19 protein-coding genes are annotated in these 19,801 nt (G+C 66.6%); 12 read left to right on the plus strand and 7 right to left on the minus strand.

What is annotated here, in order from left to right:
• Nucleotides 1–47: 47 nt before the first annotated feature.
• The 4 genes from rpsR to V3B46_RS02730 all read right to left on the minus strand — a co-directional run bounded on the left by rpsR (nucleotide 48) and on the right by V3B46_RS02730 (nucleotide 1,867).
• Entirely contained in the window at nucleotides 48–278 is a 231-nt protein-coding gene (gene rpsR, locus V3B46_RS02715; protein ID WP_002804494.1) for a 30S ribosomal protein S18, read from the minus strand.
• A gap of 11 nt (nucleotides 279–289) precedes the next feature.
• On the minus strand, nucleotides 290–727 hold the full coding sequence (gene rpsF, locus V3B46_RS02720) for a 30S ribosomal protein S6 (protein WP_005417400.1): 438 nt from the start codon (nucleotides 725–727) through the stop codon (nucleotides 290–292).
• Nucleotides 728–887: 160 nt separating this feature from the next.
• Nucleotides 888–1,430, minus strand: a complete 543-nt coding sequence (locus V3B46_RS02725) for a CbrC family protein (protein ID WP_329891076.1) — start codon at nucleotides 1,428–1,430, stop codon at nucleotides 888–890.
• 98 nt (nucleotides 1,431–1,528) lie between these two features.
• Nucleotides 1,529–1,867, minus strand: a complete 339-nt coding sequence (locus V3B46_RS02730; protein ID WP_006376495.1) for a HesB/IscA family protein — start codon at nucleotides 1,865–1,867, stop codon at nucleotides 1,529–1,531.
• Nucleotides 1,868–1,995: 128 nt separating this feature from the next.
• On the opposite strand from V3B46_RS02730, the gene asnS reads away from it, so the two are divergent.
• From asnS to V3B46_RS02790, 12 genes are all read left to right on the plus strand, one after another.
• Nucleotides 1,996–3,390: an asparagine--tRNA ligase gene (asnS, locus tag V3B46_RS02735; protein ID WP_154352917.1), complete on the plus strand. Its 1,395-nt coding sequence runs from the start codon at nucleotides 1,996–1,998 to the stop codon at nucleotides 3,388–3,390.
• A 30-nt stretch (nucleotides 3,391–3,420) separates the two neighbouring features.
• The gene (locus V3B46_RS02740) at nucleotides 3,421–3,720 is read left to right on the plus strand and encodes a hypothetical protein (protein ID WP_005417403.1); all 300 of its coding nucleotides are present in this window, start codon (nucleotides 3,421–3,423) and stop codon (nucleotides 3,718–3,720) included.
• A 7-nt stretch (nucleotides 3,721–3,727) separates the two neighbouring features.
• Nucleotides 3,728–4,042: a hypothetical protein gene (locus V3B46_RS02745; protein ID WP_006453002.1), complete on the plus strand. Its 315-nt coding sequence runs from the start codon at nucleotides 3,728–3,730 to the stop codon at nucleotides 4,040–4,042.
• Between the two features lie 7 nt (nucleotides 4,043–4,049).
• The gene (locus V3B46_RS02750; RefSeq protein ID WP_329891077.1) at nucleotides 4,050–4,688 is read left to right on the plus strand and encodes an FMN-binding negative transcriptional regulator; all 639 of its coding nucleotides are present in this window, start codon (nucleotides 4,050–4,052) and stop codon (nucleotides 4,686–4,688) included.
• 72 nt (nucleotides 4,689–4,760) lie between these two features.
• On the plus strand, nucleotides 4,761–5,423 hold the full coding sequence (gene can / locus V3B46_RS02755; protein WP_014037740.1) for a carbonate dehydratase: 663 nt from the start codon (nucleotides 4,761–4,763) through the stop codon (nucleotides 5,421–5,423).
• 19 nt (nucleotides 5,424–5,442) lie between these two features.
• Complete coding sequence (locus V3B46_RS02760) at nucleotides 5,443–5,964, plus strand: 3-hydroxyanthranilate 3,4-dioxygenase (protein ID WP_154352919.1); 522 nt, start codon at nucleotides 5,443–5,445, stop codon at nucleotides 5,962–5,964.
• Nucleotides 5,965–6,168: 204 nt separating this feature from the next.
• Entirely contained in the window at nucleotides 6,169–7,443 is a 1,275-nt protein-coding gene (kynU, locus tag V3B46_RS02765) for a kynureninase (RefSeq protein WP_329891078.1), read from the plus strand.
• A 31-nt stretch (nucleotides 7,444–7,474) separates the two neighbouring features.
• Nucleotides 7,475–8,842 (plus strand): FAD-dependent oxidoreductase, encoded by a 1,368-nt coding sequence (locus V3B46_RS02770; RefSeq protein WP_329891079.1) that lies wholly within the window; start codon nucleotides 7,475–7,477, stop codon nucleotides 8,840–8,842.
• Nucleotides 8,842–10,281 carry an exodeoxyribonuclease I gene (sbcB, locus tag V3B46_RS02775; protein ID WP_329891080.1) on the plus strand — a complete coding sequence of 480 codons (1,440 nt, stop codon included), beginning with the start codon at nucleotides 8,842–8,844 and terminating at the stop codon, nucleotides 10,279–10,281. The genes V3B46_RS02770 and sbcB overlap by 1 nt, the downstream gene beginning before the upstream one ends.
• Nucleotides 10,278–10,964, plus strand: coding sequence for a DUF2461 domain-containing protein (locus tag V3B46_RS02780; protein ID WP_032127674.1), 687 nt, complete (start codon nucleotides 10,278–10,280; stop codon nucleotides 10,962–10,964). The genes sbcB and V3B46_RS02780 overlap by 4 nt, the downstream gene beginning before the upstream one ends.
• Nucleotides 10,964–11,944, plus strand: a complete 981-nt coding sequence (locus V3B46_RS02785; RefSeq protein ID WP_154352923.1) for an aldo/keto reductase — start codon at nucleotides 10,964–10,966, stop codon at nucleotides 11,942–11,944. The genes V3B46_RS02780 and V3B46_RS02785 overlap by 1 nt, the downstream gene beginning before the upstream one ends.
• Before the next feature lie 42 nt (nucleotides 11,945–11,986).
• Nucleotides 11,987–12,538: a DUF2939 domain-containing protein gene (locus V3B46_RS02790; RefSeq protein WP_329891081.1), complete on the plus strand. Its 552-nt coding sequence runs from the start codon at nucleotides 11,987–11,989 to the stop codon at nucleotides 12,536–12,538.
• A 180-nt stretch (nucleotides 12,539–12,718) separates the two neighbouring features.
• Here V3B46_RS02790 and V3B46_RS02795 read toward each other — a convergent pair whose 3' ends face one another.
• The 3 genes from V3B46_RS02795 to V3B46_RS02805 all read right to left on the minus strand — a co-directional run bounded on the left by V3B46_RS02795 (nucleotide 12,719) and on the right by V3B46_RS02805 (nucleotide 19,699).
• A complete protein-coding gene (locus V3B46_RS02795; protein WP_005417414.1) occupies nucleotides 12,719–13,663 on the minus strand; it encodes a 5'-nucleotidase in 945 nt (314 codons plus the stop codon).
• 47 nt (nucleotides 13,664–13,710) lie between these two features.
• Nucleotides 13,711–14,484: an NAD kinase gene (locus V3B46_RS02800; RefSeq protein ID WP_006376667.1), complete on the minus strand. Its 774-nt coding sequence runs from the start codon at nucleotides 14,482–14,484 to the stop codon at nucleotides 13,711–13,713.
• Nucleotides 14,485–14,722: 238 nt separating this feature from the next.
• A complete protein-coding gene (locus V3B46_RS02805) occupies nucleotides 14,723–19,699 on the minus strand; it encodes an NAD-glutamate dehydrogenase (RefSeq protein WP_154352925.1) in 4,977 nt (1,658 codons plus the stop codon).
• Nucleotides 19,700–19,801: the final 102 nt, after the last annotated feature.

Here is a 19,801-nt window from a genome sequence, read left to right on the forward strand (position 1 = left end):
CGAATAGCTGGCACAGCGGGGGCGGCACCGGGCCGCCCCGCCGGGCATCAGACGTCGTGGTTGTCGGTGTACGGGATCAGGGCCAGGAAGCGAGCGCGCTTGACGGCGGTCGCCAGCTGACGCTGGTACTTCGACTTGGTACCGGTGACGCGGCTCGGCACGATCTTGCCGTTCTCGGTCAGGTACTGGCGCAGGGTGTTGAGATCCTTGTAGTCGATCTCCTTCACACCTTCAGCAGTGAACTTGCAGAACTTGCGGCGACGGAAGAACTTGGACATGGGAAGGCTCCTTAGGCGGCGGAAGCGGCGTCGTCGCCGGCTTCGTTGTCAGCGGTGGTGTTGGACTCGCCTTCTTCGTCGTCACGACGACGGCGCTCACCGCGCTCCGGCTTGTCACCCTTCTCGTCCTTGCTCTTCATGATCAGCGACTGCTCGGTGTCAGCCTCGTCACGCTTGATGACCAGGTTGCGCAGCACGGCGTCGTTGAAGCGGAAGCTCTCGGTCAGTTCGTTCAGAACGGCCTGGTCGGCTTCGATGTTCATCAGCACGTAGTGGGCCTTCACCAGGTTCTGGATCGGGTACGCCAGCTGGCGGCGGCCCCAGTCTTCCAGACGGTGGATGGTGCCGTTGCCGTTCTCGACCAGCGACTTGTAGCGCTCGATCATGGCCGGGACCTGCTCGCTCTGGTCCGGGTGGACCATGAACACGATTTCGTAATGACGACTCATGTTTTTTCTACCTTTCGGATGTGGCCTCGCGGCCGGGCAGCCCCCCGCCGTTGAGACCGCGGTGGGGCAAGGATTCCCGCCAGGAAGGCAGGAAGCCGCGCATTATGGCGCAGATGGGGTGGCCGGGCAACCGGCGGGCCACAGGGCAACCTGAACCGGGCTACCCCAGATCCACATGAAGGCGGTGCTGGCCGCATTCCAGGCACTGGAACAGGCAGCCAATCATCTCCCCGTCCCGGCTCAGGTGTTCCAGCACCCAGTCGGCGTCGCGCGGGTTGACCTCGATCACGTCGGGCCGGACCTCGTCGAGGATGGGCTGGAGGTCCTCGCTACCGGCGTAACCGAGGAAGGCGCAGGGCCGCTCACAATGGCTGAGCCAGACCGATTGCTGCCAGGACGAGTAGCCCGGAGTGCGCTCGCAGATCTCCAGCAGCAGCTCGCGGGCGATGGTCGGCGGCGGATCGGCCGGATCCGGGGATACCCCCTCGATATCGCTCCAGCCGGTGAATTCACCCTCGTAACTGGCCGCTGCCCTTCCATCGGCTATACACCAGGGGCACAGGTAATCGGGGCGCAGAGGTGTGTAGAACGGTCCCCGGTAACGAAGCGTCCGCGGTTGCCCGCAGCAGTCACAGACCCCGTCGACCTCTTCGAAGGAGAAGGCGTAGGCGTTGGGATGATAGATAAAAGCCGGTCGTTCCATCCGTGGATCCCTTCCCTGCCGAGCCCAGCATGCCGACCAAGGTCGGCACTTACAACAGCACGCCTTGGCAGCGCAGGGCGATGCCCGGCAGCCGGCCGTCAGGCCTTGTCGGCGTCGGTGGTGAAGCTTTCGCCGCAGCCACACTCGGCGGTGGCGTTCGGGTTGCTGAACGTGAACGTTTCGCTCAGGCCGTGCTTGCCGAAGTCGATCACGGTGCCGTCCACCAGCGCCAGGCTCTTGGCATCGACGTAGATCTTCACGCCGTCCTGGTCGAACACGGTATCGCCCTCGCGCTCGTCGCGGGCCAGGTCGGTGATGTGACCCCAGCCCGAGCAACCGGTCTTGGTCACGCCGAAACGCAGGCCCAGCGCGCCGGGGGTCTGGGCGACAAAGCGCTGCACGCGCTCGAAGGCAATGGGGGTCAGGCTGACGGCCATGGGGCTACTCCATAGGTACGGGGACATTATAAGGAGCCGTTGCCACGAAAAATGCCTCGCAAGCAGAACGCTGCAACCGGTAAACTCCCGTGTTCACAGATCGAGTCGATCAGCAGAGGATTCAAGTCATGACGGTGGTCAGCGTTGAACATGCGCTTGCCGGGAAGATCCCGGAAGGCGGCGAAGTCACGGTACGCGGATGGGTGCGCACGGTGCGCGGTTCAGCGAATCTGGCTTTCGTGAATGTGAGCGACGGCTCCTGCTTCGCGCCGATCCAGGTCGTGGCCGGCGACAGCCTGGCCAACTTCGACGAGATCAAGCGCCTGACCAGCGGCTGCTCGGTCATCGCCACCGGCACCCTGGTGAAGTCGCAGGGCAAGGGCCAGTCGTTCGAGATCCAGGCCAGCACGCTGGAAGTGGTCGGCTGGGTCGAAGACCCGCTTACCTACCCGATCCAGCCCAAGCCGATGTCGCCGGAGTTCCTGCGCGAAGTGGCGCACCTGCGCCCGCGCACCAACCTGTTCGGCGCGGTCACCCGCATCCGCAACTGCCTGGCCCAGGCCGTGCACCGTTTCTTCCACGAGAACGGCTTCAACTGGATCAGCACCCCGATCATCACCACCTCCGACGCCGAAGGCGCCGGCCAGATGTTCCGCGTGTCCACCCTGGACATGGTGAACCTGCCGCGTGACGAGAAGGGCGCGATCGATTTCAGCCGCGACTTCTTCGGCAAGGAAACCTTCCTGACCGTGTCCGGCCAGCTGAACGTCGAGGCCTACTGCCTGGCGCTGAGCAAGGTCTACACCTTCGGCCCGACCTTCCGCGCAGAGAACAGCCACACCACCCGCCACCTGGCAGAGTTCTGGATGATCGAGCCGGAAATCGCCTTCGCCGACCTGGCCGAAGACGCGCGCCTGGCCGAAGAGTTCCTGAAGTACCTGTTCCGTGCGGTGCTGAACGAGCGCGGCGACGACCTGGCCTTCATCGCCGAGCGCGTGGACAAGAACGCGATCACCAAGCTGGAAGACTTCATCAATGCGCCGTTCGAGCGCATCGACTACACCGATGCGGTCAGCCTGCTGCAGAAGTCCGGCAGGAAGTTCGACTTCCCGGTGGAATGGGGCCTGGACCTGCAGACCGAGCACGAGCGCTGGCTGACCGAGGAACACGTCGGCCGCCCGGTGGTGGTGACCAACTATCCGGAGCACATCAAGGCCTTCTACATGCGCCTGAACGACGACGGCAGGACCGTTGCCGCGATGGACGTGCTGGCCCCGGGCATCGGCGAGATCATTGGCGGCAGCCAGCGCGAAGAGCGCCTGGACGTGCTGGACGCGCGCATGGCCCAGTTCGGCCTGGATCGTGAGCACTACAGCTGGTATCGCGACTTCCGCCGCTATGGTTCGGTGCCGCACGCCGGCTTCGGCCTCGGCTTCGAACGCCTGGTGGTGTACGTCTGCGGGCTGTCCAACATCCGCGATGCGATCCCCTACCCGCGTGCCCCGGGCAGCGCGGACTTCTAAGCCCTACACGACCACGGAGGTACCGCTCCCATGACCCTGTTCTTCGCCCTCTGTTTCGTCGGCGTTGCAGTGGCCGGGTTCAGTGCCTTCGTGATCTTCTGGCCGCTGACCCTGGTGCATGTACGCGACCGCCATCCGGCGCTCGCCGAGCGCTTCGGCAGCGGCGCCTTCCTCAAGCCCGATGCCTTGGCCTGGCTGCTGCGCCGTGACTATCGCCAGCAGCCGGACCGCTCGCTGTCCGGGCTGGCGACGCCGGCCTGGGTATCGCTGCTGACCCTGCTGGCCGGACTGGGCATGGCAGCCCTGCTCTGGCTGGCCTCGCTCTGGTAACACATCCATGAATGACATCACCGCCTCGCGCGACAGCTGGTGGCTGGCCAGCCTCGGCAACACCCTGATCTGGGCGCGCCTGCGCGTGCGTCCGGCCGGCACCGCCGAAGTGCTCGACAGCGATGGCAACACGCTGAGCTATGACAGCGAAGACACCGCGCGTTCGCAGCTGTTCGACGCCGAATTCGTCGAGTACGACGGCCTGGACGAGGAAGACGCGCTGGTGCGCGGCTTCAGCCTGCACGAAGTGCAGCCGCCGCAGGCCGACAGCGATGAGGGCCTGCGCGGCCGCATGATCCAGTCGCTGGGCGGGCGCGCCTGACCCCTGCATGTTCACCCCGCGCGCCTTCGCCGAGACCGACCTGCTCTGGCTGGACCGCCTGCTGGCACGCGACCCGTTCGTTACCGTGCTCACGCCCGGCAGCGATGGCCTGCCGGAGCTGGCCCGGATGCCGGTGCTGTACCGGCGTGACGGCGAACAGATCGAACTGCGCGGCCACTGGGCCCGCGCCAACCCGCAGTCGCGCCACAACGGCGCGGCCAAGGTACTGGTCGACGGCCCGCACGGCTATGTCTCGGCCAGCTGGTATCCGGACAAGGAACCCGCGGCGCGGGTACCGACCTGGAACTACGCCACCGCCGAACTGCGTGGACGCCTGCACACCTTCGACGATACCGATGCACTGGCCGACCTGGTGGGTACGATCAGCGACCGTTTCGAAGCCAGCGTCGGCCAGGCCTGGCAGTTCGATGCCTCGCGCGCCGAACATGGCCCGGAGCTGCGCGCCATCGTCGGCTTCCGTTTCCAGGTCGAACAGGTGCAGCTGAAGCTCAAGCTGAGCCAGAACCATCCCGATGCGAACCAGCGCGCGGTGATCGCCGAACTGGAACAGCTGGGCACCCCTGCTTCCACCGAGTTGGCGCAGTGGATGCGCTGGCACCGCGAACAGGCCGCCCGCAGCGACTGAACGCCCCAGATTCACGCAGCGCCGCAGCCGGATGGTTGCGGCGCGCCCCCACCCGACGCCAGGGACCCATACATGAAAGACATCCACAAACTGCTGCAGAACAACCGCGACTGGGCCGACCGCATCGAGAAGGAAGACCCCGAGTTCTTCCACCAGCTGGCCAAGCAGCAGCACCCCGAATACCTGTGGATCGGCTGTTCCGATTCGCGTGTGCCGGCCAACCAGATCATCGGCATGGCCCCGGGTGAAGTGTTCGTGCACCGCAACGTCGCCAACGTGGTCGCGCACACCGATCTGAACTGCCTGAGCGTGGTGCAGTACGCGGTGGACCAGCTGAAGGTGAAGCACATCCTGATCGTCGGCCACTACGGCTGCGGCGGCGTGCATGCCTGCCTGCACAACACGCGCGTCGGCCTGGCCGACAACTGGCTGCGCCACGTCGGTGACGTGATGCAGAAGCACACCGGCATCCTCGATGCGATCGAGACCGACGAGCTCAAGCACGCGCGCCTGTGCGAACTGAACGTGATCGAGCAGGTGGCCAATCTGTGCCGCTCGACCATCGTGCAGGACGCCTGGGCCCGCGGCCAGAAGCTGATGGTGCACGGCTGGGTCTACAGCCTGAAGGACGGACGCGTGCGCGAGATGGGCATCGACGTCGGTTCGCAGGAAGAGCTGCAGCCCGCCTATGAAAAGGCCCTGTCCTACGTCCCGCGCAAGGGCAAGCGCGACTGATCCCTTACGGATGACCACCATGCTCGCTTCGCCGATCAACCTGCACGCCTGGATCGAAGAAAACCGCCACCTGCTGAAGCCGCCGGTGGGCAACAAGATGATCGACAACGGCGACTTCATCGTGATGGTGGTGGGCGGGCCAAACTCGCGTACCGACTACCACTACGACGAAGGCCCCGAGTGGTTCTACCAGCTCGAAGGCGAGATGGTGCTGAAGGTACAGGAAGACGGCGCAGTGCGCGACATTCCGATCCGCGCCGGCGAGATCTTCCTGCTGCCGGCAAAGGTGCCGCACTCGCCACGGCGCCCACCCGGTGGTATCGGTCTGGTGGTCGAGCGCAAGCGCCTGCCGCACGAGATGGACGGCGTGATCTGGCACTGCGAGCGCTGCAACCACAAGCTGCACGAAGAGTTCTTCCCGCTGCAGAACATCGAAACCGACCTGCCCAAGGTGTTCGCGCGCTATCACGCCAGCTTGGAACTGCGTACCTGCAGCGAGTGCGGGCACATGGACCCGCTGCCGGCGCCAGCGGCAGGCTGAACCATCGAACGGTAGTTCCCCACCTCGGTGGGCGCTTGCTCGCCTCCGCTCTGGTAGACGCCCACCTTGGTGTGCGCTTGCTTGTACGTGCGCCAACCAAGGTTGGCGACAACCGGATCATGCGGCACTGGTGCCGGGTCGGCTGCTACCGGGCCCTGGCCCAGGCGCTACACTGGCGGTCCCGTTGCAGCCTGTTGCCCGACCATGTCCGACCTGCTCAGCCGCACCCACGCCATTGCCTTGGACGCCGCCGATCCACTGCGCCCGCTGCGCAATGAATTCCTGATTCCGCGCCATGGCGGCGGCGAGCAGACCTACTTCGTCGGCAACTCGCTGGGCCTGCAGCCGCGTGGCGCACAGGCGGCCGTACAGGAAGTGATGAAGCAGTGGGGCGAGCTGGCGGTGGAAGGCCACTTCACCGGCCCGACGCAGTGGCTGTCCTACCACCGCCTGGTGAGCGCGCAGCTGGCCCGCGTGGTCGGTGCGCTGCCCAGCGAGGTGGTTGCAATGAACACGCTGAGCGTGAACCTGCACCTGATGATGGTCAGCTTCTACCGGCCGACGGCCGAGCGTCCGGTGATCCTGATGGAAGCCGGCGCATTCCCGACCGACCGCCACGCGGTGGAAGCACAGATCCGCTTCCATGGCTTCGACCCGGCCGAGTGCCTGGTGGAAGTGCAGCCGGACGAAGCCAACGGCACGATTTCACTGACCGCGATCGAGCATGCCATCGCCGAATACGGCCCGCGCCTGGCGCTGGTGCTGTGGCCCGGCGTGCAGTACCGCACCGGCCAGGCCTTCGACCTGGATGCGATCACCTGCGCCGCCCGCCTGCAGGGCGCGCGTATCGGCTTCGACCTGGCGCACTCGGTCGGCAACCTGCCGCTGCGCCTGCATGACGTCGCACCCGACTTCGCCGTGTGGTGTCACTACAAGTACCTCAACAGCGGCCCGGGCGCGGTGGCCGGCGCGTTCGTGCATGAGCGCCATCACCGCGACACCACCCTGCCGCGCTTTGCCGGCTGGTGGGGCCATGAGGAATCCACCCGCTTCCAGATGGCACCGCAGTTCACGCCGGCCATCGGTGCCGAAGGCTGGCAGCTGAGCAATCCGCCAATCCTCGGCCTGGCGCCGCTGCGCGCCTCGCTGGACCTGTTCGAGCGCGCCGGCATGGAGGCGCTGCGCAGCAAGTCGCTGGCACTGACCGGCATGCTCGAAGCACTGGTCCGTGCGCGCCTGTCCGGCGTGCTCGACATCATCACCCCGGCCGAGCCGCAGCGCCGTGGCTGCCAGCTGTCATTGCGCGTGATCGGTGGTCGCGAGCGCGGCCGTGCGCTGTTTGAGCATCTGCGCGGCATCGGTGTGCTCGGCGACTGGCGCGAGCCCGACGTGATCCGCATCTCGCCCACGCCGCTCTACAACCGCTACCTGGACGTGCACCACTTCGTCGAGGAAGTGGAAGCCTGGGCCTGCCTCTAAGCCGGCCCCTCCCCTACTGCTGGACAGTTCGTTGATCGCACATGCTTCCCGCTCGTTGAGCATTATCGGTGCCGGCCTTGCCGGGTCCCTGCTGGCCATCCTGCTGTCACGCCAGGGCTGGCGCATCACCTTGTACGAACGCCGCGGCGATCCACGCGTGGCCGACTACGAGAGCGGCCGCTCGATCAACCTGGCGTTGGCCGAGCGTGGGCGCAACGCACTGCGTCAGGCGGGCGTGGAAGACGAGGTGATGGCGCGCGCGGTGATGATGCGCGGGCGCATGGTGCACCCGCGCGAGGGCGAACCGCAGCTGCAGCGCTATGGCCGCGACGACAGCGAGGTGATCTGGTCGATCCACCGCAGCGACTTGAACACCACGCTGCTGGAGCTGGCCGAACAGGCCGGCGCCACCGTGCACTTCCATCGCCGCCTGCACACCGTCGATTTCGATGCGGGTTACGCACGCTTCATCGATGACCGTGACGACAGCCCACACGACATCCGTTTCGACACCCTGATCGGTGCCGACGGTGCCGGTTCGGCACTGCGTGCGGCGATGAACCGGCGCGCGCCGCTGGGTGAGGACATTGCCTTCCTCGACCACTCCTACAAGGAGCTGGAGATCCCGCCGGCTGCCGATGGCAGCTTCCGCATCGAGCGCAATGCGCTGCACATCTGGCCGCGTGGCCACTACATGTGCATCGCCCTGCCCAACCATGAAGGCACCTTCACCGTCACCCTGTTCCTGCCCAACCAGGGCGACCCCAGCTTCGCCACGGTCAACACCGGCGCACAGGCCGAGGCGCTGTTCGCACGCGAGTTCGCCGACACCCTGCCGTTGATCCCGAACCTGCGCGCGGACTGGGAACAGCATCCACCGGGCCTGCTTGGCACGCTCACCCTGGAACGCTGGCACCAGCAGGGCCGCGCCGTGCTGATCGGCGACGCCGCGCATGCCATGGTGCCGTTCCATGGCCAGGGCATGAACTGCGCGTTCGAGGACTGCGTTGCGCTGGCCCGCCACCTGATGGAGGCTGATGATCTGGAAGCTGCGTTCGCCGCGTTCGAAGCCGAGCGCAAGCCGAATGCACGTGCCATCCAGCAGATGGCGCTGGAGAACTACCTGGAGATGCGCGACCGCGTGGCCGATCCCGCCTTCCTGCTGCAGCGAGAACTGGAACAGGAACTGCAGCGGCGCTGGCCGACCCGCTTCGTACCGCACTACACGATGGTCACCTTCCTGCACACGCCGTACGCCGAGGCGCTGCGTCGCACCGAACTGCAGCGCGACATGCTGGTGGCCGCCACCGCCGGCCACGATTCACTGGACAACATCGACTGGGCGGCGCTGGAAGCGCAGATCCACGCGCAACTGCCGGTCCTGGAGGGCGCGCACTGATGGCCGACAGCTTCCTGTTCTACGATCTGGAAACCTTCGGCCAGGACCCGCGGCGCACGCGCATCTCGCAGTACGCCGCGATCCGCACCGACGCCGATCTCAACGAAATCGACACCCCGGTCAGCTTCTTCGTGCGCCCGGCCGATGACCTGCTGCCCTCGCCGATGGCCACCCTGGTCACCGGCATCACCCCGCAGCAGGCACTGGCCGAGGGCATCAGCGAAGCCGAGGCCTTCGATCGCATCAACGAGCAGCTGTCGCGCCCCGGCACCTGTGCGCTGGGCTACAACACGCTGCGCTTCGACGATGAGTTCGTCCGCTACGGGCTGTTCCGCAACTTCCACGACCCGTACGAACGCGAGTGGCGCAACGGCAATTCGCGCTGGGACCTGCTGGACATGCTGCGGCTGATGCGCGCGATGCGCCCGGACGGCATCCAGTGGCCGCTGCGCGAGGATGGCGCCACCTCGTTCAAGCTCGAGCACCTGGCCGAGGCCAACAACGTGCGCGAAGGCGATGCGCACGAAGCGCTGTCCGACGTACGCGCCACCATCGGCATGGCACGCCTGTTCAAGCAGTCGCAGCCGCGCCTGTGGGACTACGCCCTGAAGCTGCGCGACAAACGCTTCGTCGGCAGCCTGCTGGACGTGGCCGCGATGAAGCCGGTACTGCACATTTCCATGCGCTACCCGGCCAGTCGCCTGTGCGCGGCCCCGGTGCTGCCGCTGGCCGCGCACCCGACCATCAACAACCGGGTGATCGTGTTCGACCTGGAAGGCGAGATCGACGATCTGCTGGAACTGCCGGCCGAGGTGATTGCACAACGCCTGTACATGCGCGCCAGCGAGCTGCCCGAAGGCGTGGCGCGGGTGCCGCTGAAGGAAGTGCATCTGAACAAGGTTCCGGCGCTGATCGCCTGGAACCACCTGCGCGCCGATGACCACGTGCGCCTCGGCCTGGACGTGGCCGCGATCGAGGCCAAGGTGGAACGCCTGCGCGCGTTCGCCCCGCAGCTGGCCGAGAAGGCCCGACAGGTCTACAACCAGCCCCGCGCTGCCACCGTGGCCGATGTCGATGCCTCGCTGTACGACGGCTTCCTCGGTAATGGCGACAAGCCGCTGCTTGCGCTGGCACGCACCACCGCGCCGAAGCAGCTGGCCGCGCTGGAAGGCCGCTTCCGCGACCCGCGCCTGCCGGAGCTGCTGTTCCGTTACCGCGCGCGCAATCATCCCGACAGCCTCGCACCGGCTGAACGCCAGCGCTGGCAGGATTACCGTCGCCAGCGCCTGCTCGGAGACGGCGGGCTGGGCGAACTCAACCTGCCCCAGTACCAGCAGCAGCTCGATGCACTGGCCGCCGAAGCGCCCGACGATGCACGGCGCCAGGCCCTGCTGCAATCGCTGCGCGACTGGGGCCAGCACCTGCAGGAGACCTTGTGAGTACCTATTTTTCGGACGCCAGCTTCAAGTTCCTGCGCAGCTTGGCGCGGCATAACGACAAGGCATGGTTCAACGACCATCGCCAACAGTATGAAGACCACGTGCGGCAGCCGTTCCTGCGACTGCTGGGTGACCTTCAGCCGGCGCTGGCCGAGGTCAGCGACCACTTCCGCGCCGATACGCGCGGCGTCGGCGGCTCGCTGTTCCGCATCCATCGCGACGCGCGCTTCTCCAACGACAAATCCCCGTACAAGACCTGGCAGGGCGCACGCTTGTTCCACGAGCGCCGCCGCGAGGTGGCCGCGCCCTCGTTCTATGTACACCTGCAGCCGGGCGAGAGCTTCGTCGGTGCCGGCCTGTGGCACCCGGAACCGGAAACCCAGCGCCGCGTGCGCCACTTCATCCTCGACAACCCGGGCAGCTGGAAGGCGGCCGCGCATGCTCCCGCGCTGCGCAAGCGCTTTGATTTTGAGGAGAGCGAGAAGCTGGTGCGGCCTCCGCGCGGCTTCCCGGCCGATTTCGAGTTCATCGACGACCTCAAGCACCGCAACTGGGTGATGTGGCGCTCGCTGGACGACGCCACCATGACCGGCCCGCGCCTGCTGTCCACGCTGGGCAAGGACCTGGCCGCACTCGGCCCGTTCGTCGACTACCTGTGCGCCGCGCTGGACCTGGAGTTCTGATGCCGTTGGCACAGCAACGCCGCACGCTGGGCCGCACCGGCCTGCCGGTTTCGCCGGTAGGCCTGGGCTGTTCCGGCTACTGGGGGCATCGCCGCTTCCCGGAACAGTCGGCCGCGCACGTGGTCGGACATGCACTGGCACAGGGCGTGAACCTGTTGGACACCGGCCACAACTATTCCGGTTTCCACGCAGAGCCGCGGCTGGGCCGCATCCTGCGCCCGTTGCTGAAGCGATACCCGCGCGAGTCGCTGGTGATCTCCAGCAAGGGCGGCACACTGACCGGCCAGGCCGGCATCAGCGGCGCCGAGCAACGCAATTTCTCGCCGGAAGCCATCACTGCCAGCTGCGAGGCCTCGCTGCGCAACCTCGGCCTGGATTACCTGGATATCTACCAGCTGCACGGTGCCAGCCAGCACGACATCAACGATGACCTGCTGGCCGCACTGCAACGCCTGCGCGAACGCGGGCTGATCCGGCACACCGGCATCAATACGCACACGGCATCGACCCTGCGCTGGATGATCGACCATCCCACGCTGTTCGACGTGGTGCTGCTCGATTACAACGCCCTGCAGCAGGACCGTGAACCCCTCATCGACCAGTTGCACGCATTGGGCATCGGCGTACTGGCCGGCACCGTGCTGGCGCAGGGCCATCTACTGCCACCACGCCCGCGCCTGCCACGACCGGCGGATGCCTGGTACCTGGCCAGGGCCTGGCTCAAGCCAAGCAGCCGTCAACTGATGCGCAGCGCACGCAGTATGCGGAAGGCGCTCGCCGCCATCCGCAGCCAGCGCCCGGCCCAGACCGCGTTTGCCTACGCACTCGGCCATCCCGGCGTGGCCAGTGGCATCCTGGGTACCACCCGCACCGCCAGCCTGGACGAAGTTCTGGCGACACGGCTTGAGGCACTGACCGCAGCCGAACGCCAGCAGCTGGTGGACGCCTTCGGTGATGGCCGCGGATCTCCCAGTCATTGAGTCTTCACCCCATGCTGCTGCGGTTGCGGCAGTCTGGGCGGCATGAAGAAACTCACCGCACTCGTTGGGCTGCTGGTCCTGGCCTTGGCCGCCTGGTGGTTCGGCGGCCCGTACATGACCGTCAATGGCCTCTCCAAGGCCATCGAACAGCGCGACACCGCCCGATTGGAGCGCTACGTCGACTTCCCGCGGGTGCGCAGCAGCGTGCGAGCCCAGCTCAACGACTACCTGGTGCGCCAGGCCGGTCCGGATGTAGCTGCCAGCCCCTTCGGCGCCCTGCTCTACGGGCTGGGCGACCAGCTGGGCGGTGCGGCGGTGGAGACCCTGGTAACTCCGACTGGCATCGGCGCGATGCTGCAGGGCCATGTGCTGTGGAAGCGTGGCCGCAATGAACTGCAGGGGGGCGATGCATTCGGCCCGACCGAACCGGCGCGACCGCTGAAGCATGCCGAGCACCATTTCGAAGCATTGGACCGCTTCGTGATCGATGTCGATCGCGGCCCCGGACAGCCGCCGTTGAAGGTGGTGCTGGAACCGCAGGGCCTGCGCTGGAAGGTGGTGGACCTGCAGCTGGGGATGTCGGGCAGCCCTTGACGGGTCATGCCCCTTCGATGGCCCTGCTTTCGGTAGATGCCCACCTTGGTGGGCATGGATCCAGGACGGCGCCAACCAAGGTTGGCAACTACCGGGGTACAGCGCTTCGGTAGATGCCCACCTTGGTGGGCGCCGATGCATGGCAGTGCCAACCAACGGCTGGCACCCACCCGGCAGGTTTCAACCCTCGTTGGCAACGCCATGCGGCACATGGCCGGCGGCCACATGCTCTCGGGCGCTGTCAATGTTGTGCTGCGAATCATCGAAGAAGATGTCGGCACCGAACGCCTGCAGGAACGGGCCCTTGTGGCGGCCGCCGAGGAACAGGGCCTCGTCCAGGCGCACACCCCACTCGCGCAGGGTGCGGATCACCCGTTCGTGCGCAGGTGCCGAACGCGCGGTCACCAGTGCGGTGCGGATCGGTGCACTGTCTCCGGCCGGGAACACTTCCTGCAGCGTGTGCAGCGCCGACAGGAAGCCACGGAACGGCCCGCCGCTGAGCGGCTCGCGGGCGCGCTCGCGCTCGTGGCGGCCAAAAGCTTCCACGCCCTGCTCGCGCGAAATGCGCTCACTCTCGTCGCCGAAGATCACCGCGTCACCGTCGAAGGCGATGCGCAGCTGGCCGGCCGGGCGACCGGTATCGATCTGGTCGGCCGCTGCCGCAGCGGTCTCGCCCGGCGGCTTGGGCAGGATGGTTGCCGCCGCGATGCCATGGCGCAGCGCGCTGCGCACCGATTCGGGGTTGGCCGACAGGAACAGGTCGGTGCCGAATGGCTTCACATACGGCCAGGTCGGCTCGCCGGCGGTGAACGTCGCGCGGATGATGCCCAGGCCGTAGTGCTGGATCGAATTGAAGATGCGCAGACCGGTATCGGCCGAATTGCGCGACAGCAGGATCACCTCGACCCGCGGGTTCTCCGGGCTGGCGCCCTGGTTCAGCGCCAGCAACTTGCGCACCACCGGGAAGGCCACGCCGGGGCCGAGGATATCGTCCTCGTGCTGGCGCTGGAATTCGGCATAGGCCGCCACGCCATCGCTCTCGAACAGCGCGTGGCTTTCCTCGAGGTCGAACAGGGCGCGCGAGGTCACCGCGACGGTCAGCAAACGGGGGGAGTTGTCGCCCATCGGTGGGGGTCCTTCAAGCGGTCGGCGGGGCCGGCCGCCTATTGTCGTCAAAAAACGAACTGTTCGCTCAGGATCCGGTCTTCCAGGTTGTGCTCCGGGTCGAACAGCAGGGTCACACGCCGGTCCTTCGACTCGCGGATGGTCACTTCAACCACGTCGCGGGTCTCGTGCGAATCCGCAGTGACGCTGACCGGGCGCTTGTACGGATCGAGCACGCGGAAACGCACTTCGGTGTCGGCCTTGAGAATCGCCCCGCGCCAGCGTCGCGGCCGGTAAGGGGCCAGCGGCGTCAGCGCGATGGTATGCGAGCCCAGCGGCAGCACCGGTCCGTGCGCGGAATAGTTGTAGGCGGTACTCCCAGCCGGGGTGGCCACCAGCACGCCGTCTCCGATCAGTTCGGCCACACGTTCCTGGCCGTTGAGGTCGATGCCGATATGCGCCGCCTGCCGGGTCTGGCGCAGTAATGACACGTCGTTGTAGGCCAGCGAACCGGTGCTGGTGCCCGATTCGGTCAGTGCCACCATTTCCAGCGGGCGCAGGTTGGCCGGTTCGGCACGGGCGATGCGCGCCTGCACGTCATCGTCGCCACGATACTGGTTCATCAGGAAGCCGACCGTGCCCAGTTTCATGCCGAACACCGGCTTGCCCAGGTGCCCATGCCGGTGCAGGGTCTGCAGCATGAAGCCATCGCCGCCCAGTGGGCACAGCACGTCGGCCTGCTCCGGCGCGTGGTCACCATAGCGCGAGACCATGGCCGCGCGGGCCATCTGCGCAGGTTCAGTGGTGCTGGCCAGGAAAGCGATGCGGGGGGTGTCGCTCATCGGTGGATCCGGGTGGGTGTGCCAGCAAGAGCATACCCGGTAGTGGGGGGGGGGGGGGGGGGGGGGCGGGCGGCGGGGGGGGGGGGGGGGGGGGGGGGGGGGGGGCGGGGCCCCGCCCGGCGCCCGCCCCGCGGCCGGCACTACCCGCCCCAGGCATGCGCCGCAAAACAAAAACGGCCCCGCTTTCGCGGGGCCGTTCCGTTCTACGCACGCCGGGCATAACCCGGCGTTACATCACTTACGCACCATGTGCGGCCAGCTGGCCCAGGCGCTGGACCGCGACCGAGACGGTCGGGTAGTCCAGAGTCTTCTGCTCGGCCAGTTCGGCCAGCATCGCCAGGGTGAAGCGCAGGCTGTTGTCGTCGCGACCCATCCATGCGGCCACCTTGGCTTCGGCACTGCCACCCTTGGTGCCCAGCACCTGGCCCGCCAGGTTGCGGTGGTTGGCGGCCAGCTCGTCACGCAGCACGCCACGTGCCACGGCGTGCCAACGGCCGTTGACCTCCAGCGCATCGACCTGCTCGAACAGCCACGGCAGCTGCAGGGCATCGCCCAGGCGGAAGTGGACCTTGGACACGTCCACCGGCTTCAGCTTGCGGGTACGGGCCAGTTCGATGATGTCGAACGCCGGCTCCAGGAAGTGCAGTTCGGCCAGCTGCTGCGCCAGCGCGGACGGCAGGCCCTTTTCCTTCCACTCGGCCACCAGGGCTTCGTAGGTCGGACGCTGCGAATCCGGCAGCACACCCGAAGCAACGCGGATGTCGTTGAACGGCCCCTGGTAGCGGTTGACCGCTTCGGTGATGCCCGGCATCGCGCCCGGGCGCGACAGCAGCCAGCGCACGAACGAGCGCTGCAGCTTCCAGATCACTTCCAGTGCATCGATCTGCACCGACTCCGGCACCTTGCCGTCGAGGGCATCGATCTGCGCCCACAGCGCGCGCGCATCCAGCGTTTCACGGCTGATGGTGTACGCCTTGGCGACCTCGGCGATGGAACGGCCGGTGTCTTCCTGCATGCGCATCAGGAAGGTGGCGCCCATGCGGTTGATGGTCTGGTTGGTCACGGCCGTGGCGATGATTTCGCGCTTCAGGCGGTGACGCTCCATTGCGTCGGCGTACTTCTTCTGCAGCGGGGTCGGGAAGTAGCGCTGCAGCTCCTTGGACAGGTACGGATCTTCCGGGATGTCCGAATCCAGCAGCTGGGCGAACGCCACCAGCTTGGAGTAGGACAGCAGCACCGACAGTTCCGGACGGGTCAGGCCCTGGCCGCGTGCCTTGCGCTGCGACAGCTCGGCGTCGGACGGCAGGAATTCGATCTGGCGATCGAGCAGGCCCTGCTGTTCCAGGGTACGGATGAAGTGCTGCTTGGAACCCAGGCGCTTGACCGCCATCCGCTCCATCAGGCTCAGCGCCTGGTTCTGGCGGTAGTTGTCGTTGAGCACCAGCTCGGCGACTTCATCGGTCATCGAGGCCAGCAGCTTGTTGCGCTGCTCGACGGTCAGCTTCTTGGCCCGCACCACATCGTTGAGCAGGATCTTGATGTTGACTTCATGGTCGGAGGTGTCGACACCGGCCGAGTTGTCGATGAAGTCGGTGTTGAGCAGCACGCCGGCCTGGGCAGCCTCGATGCGGCCCAGCTGGGTCATGCCCAGGTTGCCGCCTTCGCCCACCACCTTGCAGCGCAGCTCGCCACCGTTCACGCGCAGCGCGTTGTTGGCGCGGTCGCCGACATCGCTGTGCTGCTCGCTGGCGGCCTTGACGTAGGTACCGATGCCGCCGTTCCACAGCAGATCCACCGGTGCCTTCAGGATCGCGCTCATCAGGTCGTTCGGCGACAGCGCCTTGACGTTCTCGTCCAGGCCCAGCACTTCACGCACCTGCGGGGTGATCTCGATCGACTTCAGGCTGCGCGGGTAGACGCCGCCGCCCTTGCTGATCAGCTTGGCATCGTAGTCTGCCCAGCTCGAACGCGGCACGGTGAACAGGCGCTCACGTTCGACGAACGTGGTGGCCGCATCCGGGTTCGGGTCCAGGAAGATGTGGCGGTGATCGAACGCAGCGACCAGGCGGATGTGGCGCGACAGCAGCATGCCGTTGCCGAACACATCGCCGGACATGTCGCCGACGCCGACGGCGGTGAAGTCCTGGCTCTGGCTGTCACGGCCCAGCGCACGGAAGTGGCGCTTGACCGACTCCCATGCACCGCGTGCGGTGATGCCCATGCCCTTGTGGTCGTAACCCACCGAACCACCGGAGGCGAACGCATCGCCCATCCAGAAGCCGTGGGCGATGGCCAGGCCGTTGGCGATGTCGGAGAAGGTCGCGGTGCCCTTGTCGGCAGCCACCACCAAGTACGGATCGTCCATGTCGTGGCGCACGACATCCACCGGCGGCACGATCTTGTTGTTGACGATGTTGTCGGTGATGTCCAGCAGGCCCTGGATGAACAGCTTGTAGCACGCCACGCCGTTGGCGAAGATCGCGTCGCGGTCTCCGTTCACCGGCGGGGTCTTGGCGAAGAAGCCGCCCTTCGCGCCGACCGGCACGATGACGGTGTTCTTGACCATCTGCGCCTTGACCAGGCCCAGCACTTCGGTACGGAAGTCTTCGCGACGATCCGACCAGCGCAGGCCACCACGGGCGACCGCGCCGAAGCGCAGGTGGGTACCTTCCACGCGCGGGCCGTAGACGAAGATTTCGCGGTACGGGCGCGGCTTCGGCAGGTCCGGCACCAGCGCCGAATCGAACTTGAAGCTGATGACATGGCCGTGCTGGCCGTTGGCATCGGTCTGGTAGTAGCTGGTACGCAGGGTCGCGTCGATCACGCCCATGAACGAGCGCAGGATGCGGTCCTCGTCCAGGCTGGACACGCGGTCCATCAGCTTCAGCAGCGCATCGCGCGCGGCCTGCATCTGCGCGTCGCGGTCACCCTTGCGGGCGTCGACCACGGTCTTGAGCACCTTCAGGGTGGCGTCGTCGCCAGCAGCCAGCACATCGAAGTGGGCCTTCAGCTGGGCCTGGCCGGCGGCGATATCGTCCTTGCTTTCATGGCCGGTAGCCGGATCGAAGCGCGCTTCGAACAGCTCGACCAGCAGGCGGGCCAGCAGCGGGTAGCGCGCGAAGGTGCCTTCCACGTAGGCCTGCGAGAACGGCACGCCGGTCTGCAGCAGGTACTTGCAGTAGCCGCGCAGCATGGCGACCTGGCGCCAGTGCAGGCCGGCGGCCAGCACCAGGCGGTTGAAGCCGTCGTTCTCGGCATCGCCGTGCCAGACGCGGGCGAAGGTCTCGCCGAAGGCTTCATCGACACTGGCGGCATCGATCGCGCCGGCGGTCGACTCGACCTCGAAGTCCTGCACGTACACCGGGGCGTTGTCGACCGACAGGCGGTACGGACGCTCGGCGATCACGCGCAGGCCCATGTTTTCCATCATCGGCAGCGCGTCCGAAAGCGGAATGTCGTCCAGCTGGCGATACAGCTTCAGGCGCAGGCCATCACCGCTTTCGCGCGGCACGGCCTGCAGGCTCAGGCGCAGGTCGTCCGGGCCGGTCAGGGCATCGAGCTGGCTGACATCGTTGGCGGCAACGGCGGTGCTGTTGTCTTCGATGTAGCCGGCCGGCAGCGCCTTGCCGATGCGGGCGGCGATGCGCAGGCCTTCGGTTTCGCCGTGGCGGGTCACCAGTGCTTCGCGCAGGTCGTCCTGCCAGTTGCGCAGCACCTGGGCCAGCTTCTGCTCCAGTTCGGCGGTATCGACGTCCAGCATTTCACCCGGCTTCGGGCGCACGATCAGGTGCACCTGGGCCAGCGGCGATTCGCCCAGTACCACCGAGCTGTCCACGTACTCGCCGTGCAGCGCGTCCTTCAGCATCGCCTCGATGCGCAGGCGCACGTCGGTGTTGAAGCGCTCACGCGGCAGGTAGACCAGCGCGGAGATGAAACGGCTGTATTTGTCGCGGCGCAGGAACAGGCGGCTGCGCACGCGCTCCTGCAGGCCCAGCACGCCCATGGCAGTGCGGAACAGTTCGTCCTCGCTGGACTGGAACAGTTCTTCGCGCGGCAGGGTTTCCAGGATGTGGCGCAGGGCCTTGCCACTGTGGCTGGCCGAGGCCAGGCCCGACTGCTTCATCACGTGCTCGTGGCGCTGGCGCACCAGCGGGATCTCCCACGGGCGACGGTTGTAGGCGCTGGAGGTGAACAGGCCGAGGAAGCGCTGCTCGCCGATGATCTTGCCCTTGGCGTCGAATTCCAGCACGCCGATGTAGTCCATGTAGCCGGCGCGGTGCACGCGCGAACGGGCATTGGTCTTGGTCAGGATCAGCGCGTCCTTCAGCCCGGACGTGGTGTTCAGGCCCTGCGCGGCCAGGGTCTTGACCGGACGGGCGGCGGACTTGTCCTTGCCGCGCATCAGGCCCAGGCCGGTGTCATTCAGCGGCGCCAGCACCTCTTCCTTGCCCTGCTTCTCGACGCGGTACTCGCGGTAGCCGAAGAAGGTGAAGTGGTTGTCTGCGGCCCAGCGCAGGAATTCCTGTGCTTCCTTGCGCGACGCGTCGTCGACCGGCAGCTGGCGGCTGCCCAGGTCGTCGGCCAGCGCCAGCGCCTTGTCCTTCATCGGCTGCCAGTCGCGCACGATCGCACGCACTTCGTCCAGCGCCTTGCCGATGGCCTGCTCGATGGCCGCCATGGCTTCGGCCGGCTGTCGATCGATCTCCAGCAGCATCACCGACTCGGCATCACCCTCGCCGACCTTGACCAGCCTGCCGGCCTTGTCGCGGGTGAAACGCAGCACCGGGTGGCCCAGCACGTGAACACCCACGCCCTGTTCGGCCAGCGACATGGTGACGGTGTCGACCAGGAACGGCATGTCGTCGTTGACGATCTGCAGTACGGTGTGCGGCGATTCCCAACCGTTGGCCTTCGCGGTCGGATTGAACACGCGGACGTTGGCCTTGCCGGCCTTGCGGGCACGGGCGAATTCCAGCGTCTCAGCCGCGAGAGCGGCCCACTCTTCAGCGCTGTGGTGCGGGAACTCGTCCGACTCCATGCGCTTGTAGAAGTCAGTGGCGAAGGCCACCGCTTCGGCCTGTGCGGCCGCGGGGTAACGCTTGCGCAATGCCGTGTACACCGGCTCCAGGGAGAAACCAGCGGTCACTGCGACCTCCGCTTCTGCTGGTTTGGTCTTGTTTTTCACGGTCTTGGCTGCGGTTTTTTGCGGTTTCATGGCAGAGCGATGCGCTTGCTCAGTTGGGAAAATGAAATTGTAGCCCTACCGCACGAAAAGGCCTTGCTGCAGGACGGAATAACCAGATTCGGGTTTGCTGCG

Origin of the sequence: Stenotrophomonas sp. SMYL11 (assembly GCF_036320005.1) — a bacterium.
GTDB lineage: Bacteria > Pseudomonadota > Gammaproteobacteria > Xanthomonadales > Xanthomonadaceae > Stenotrophomonas > Stenotrophomonas maltophilia_A.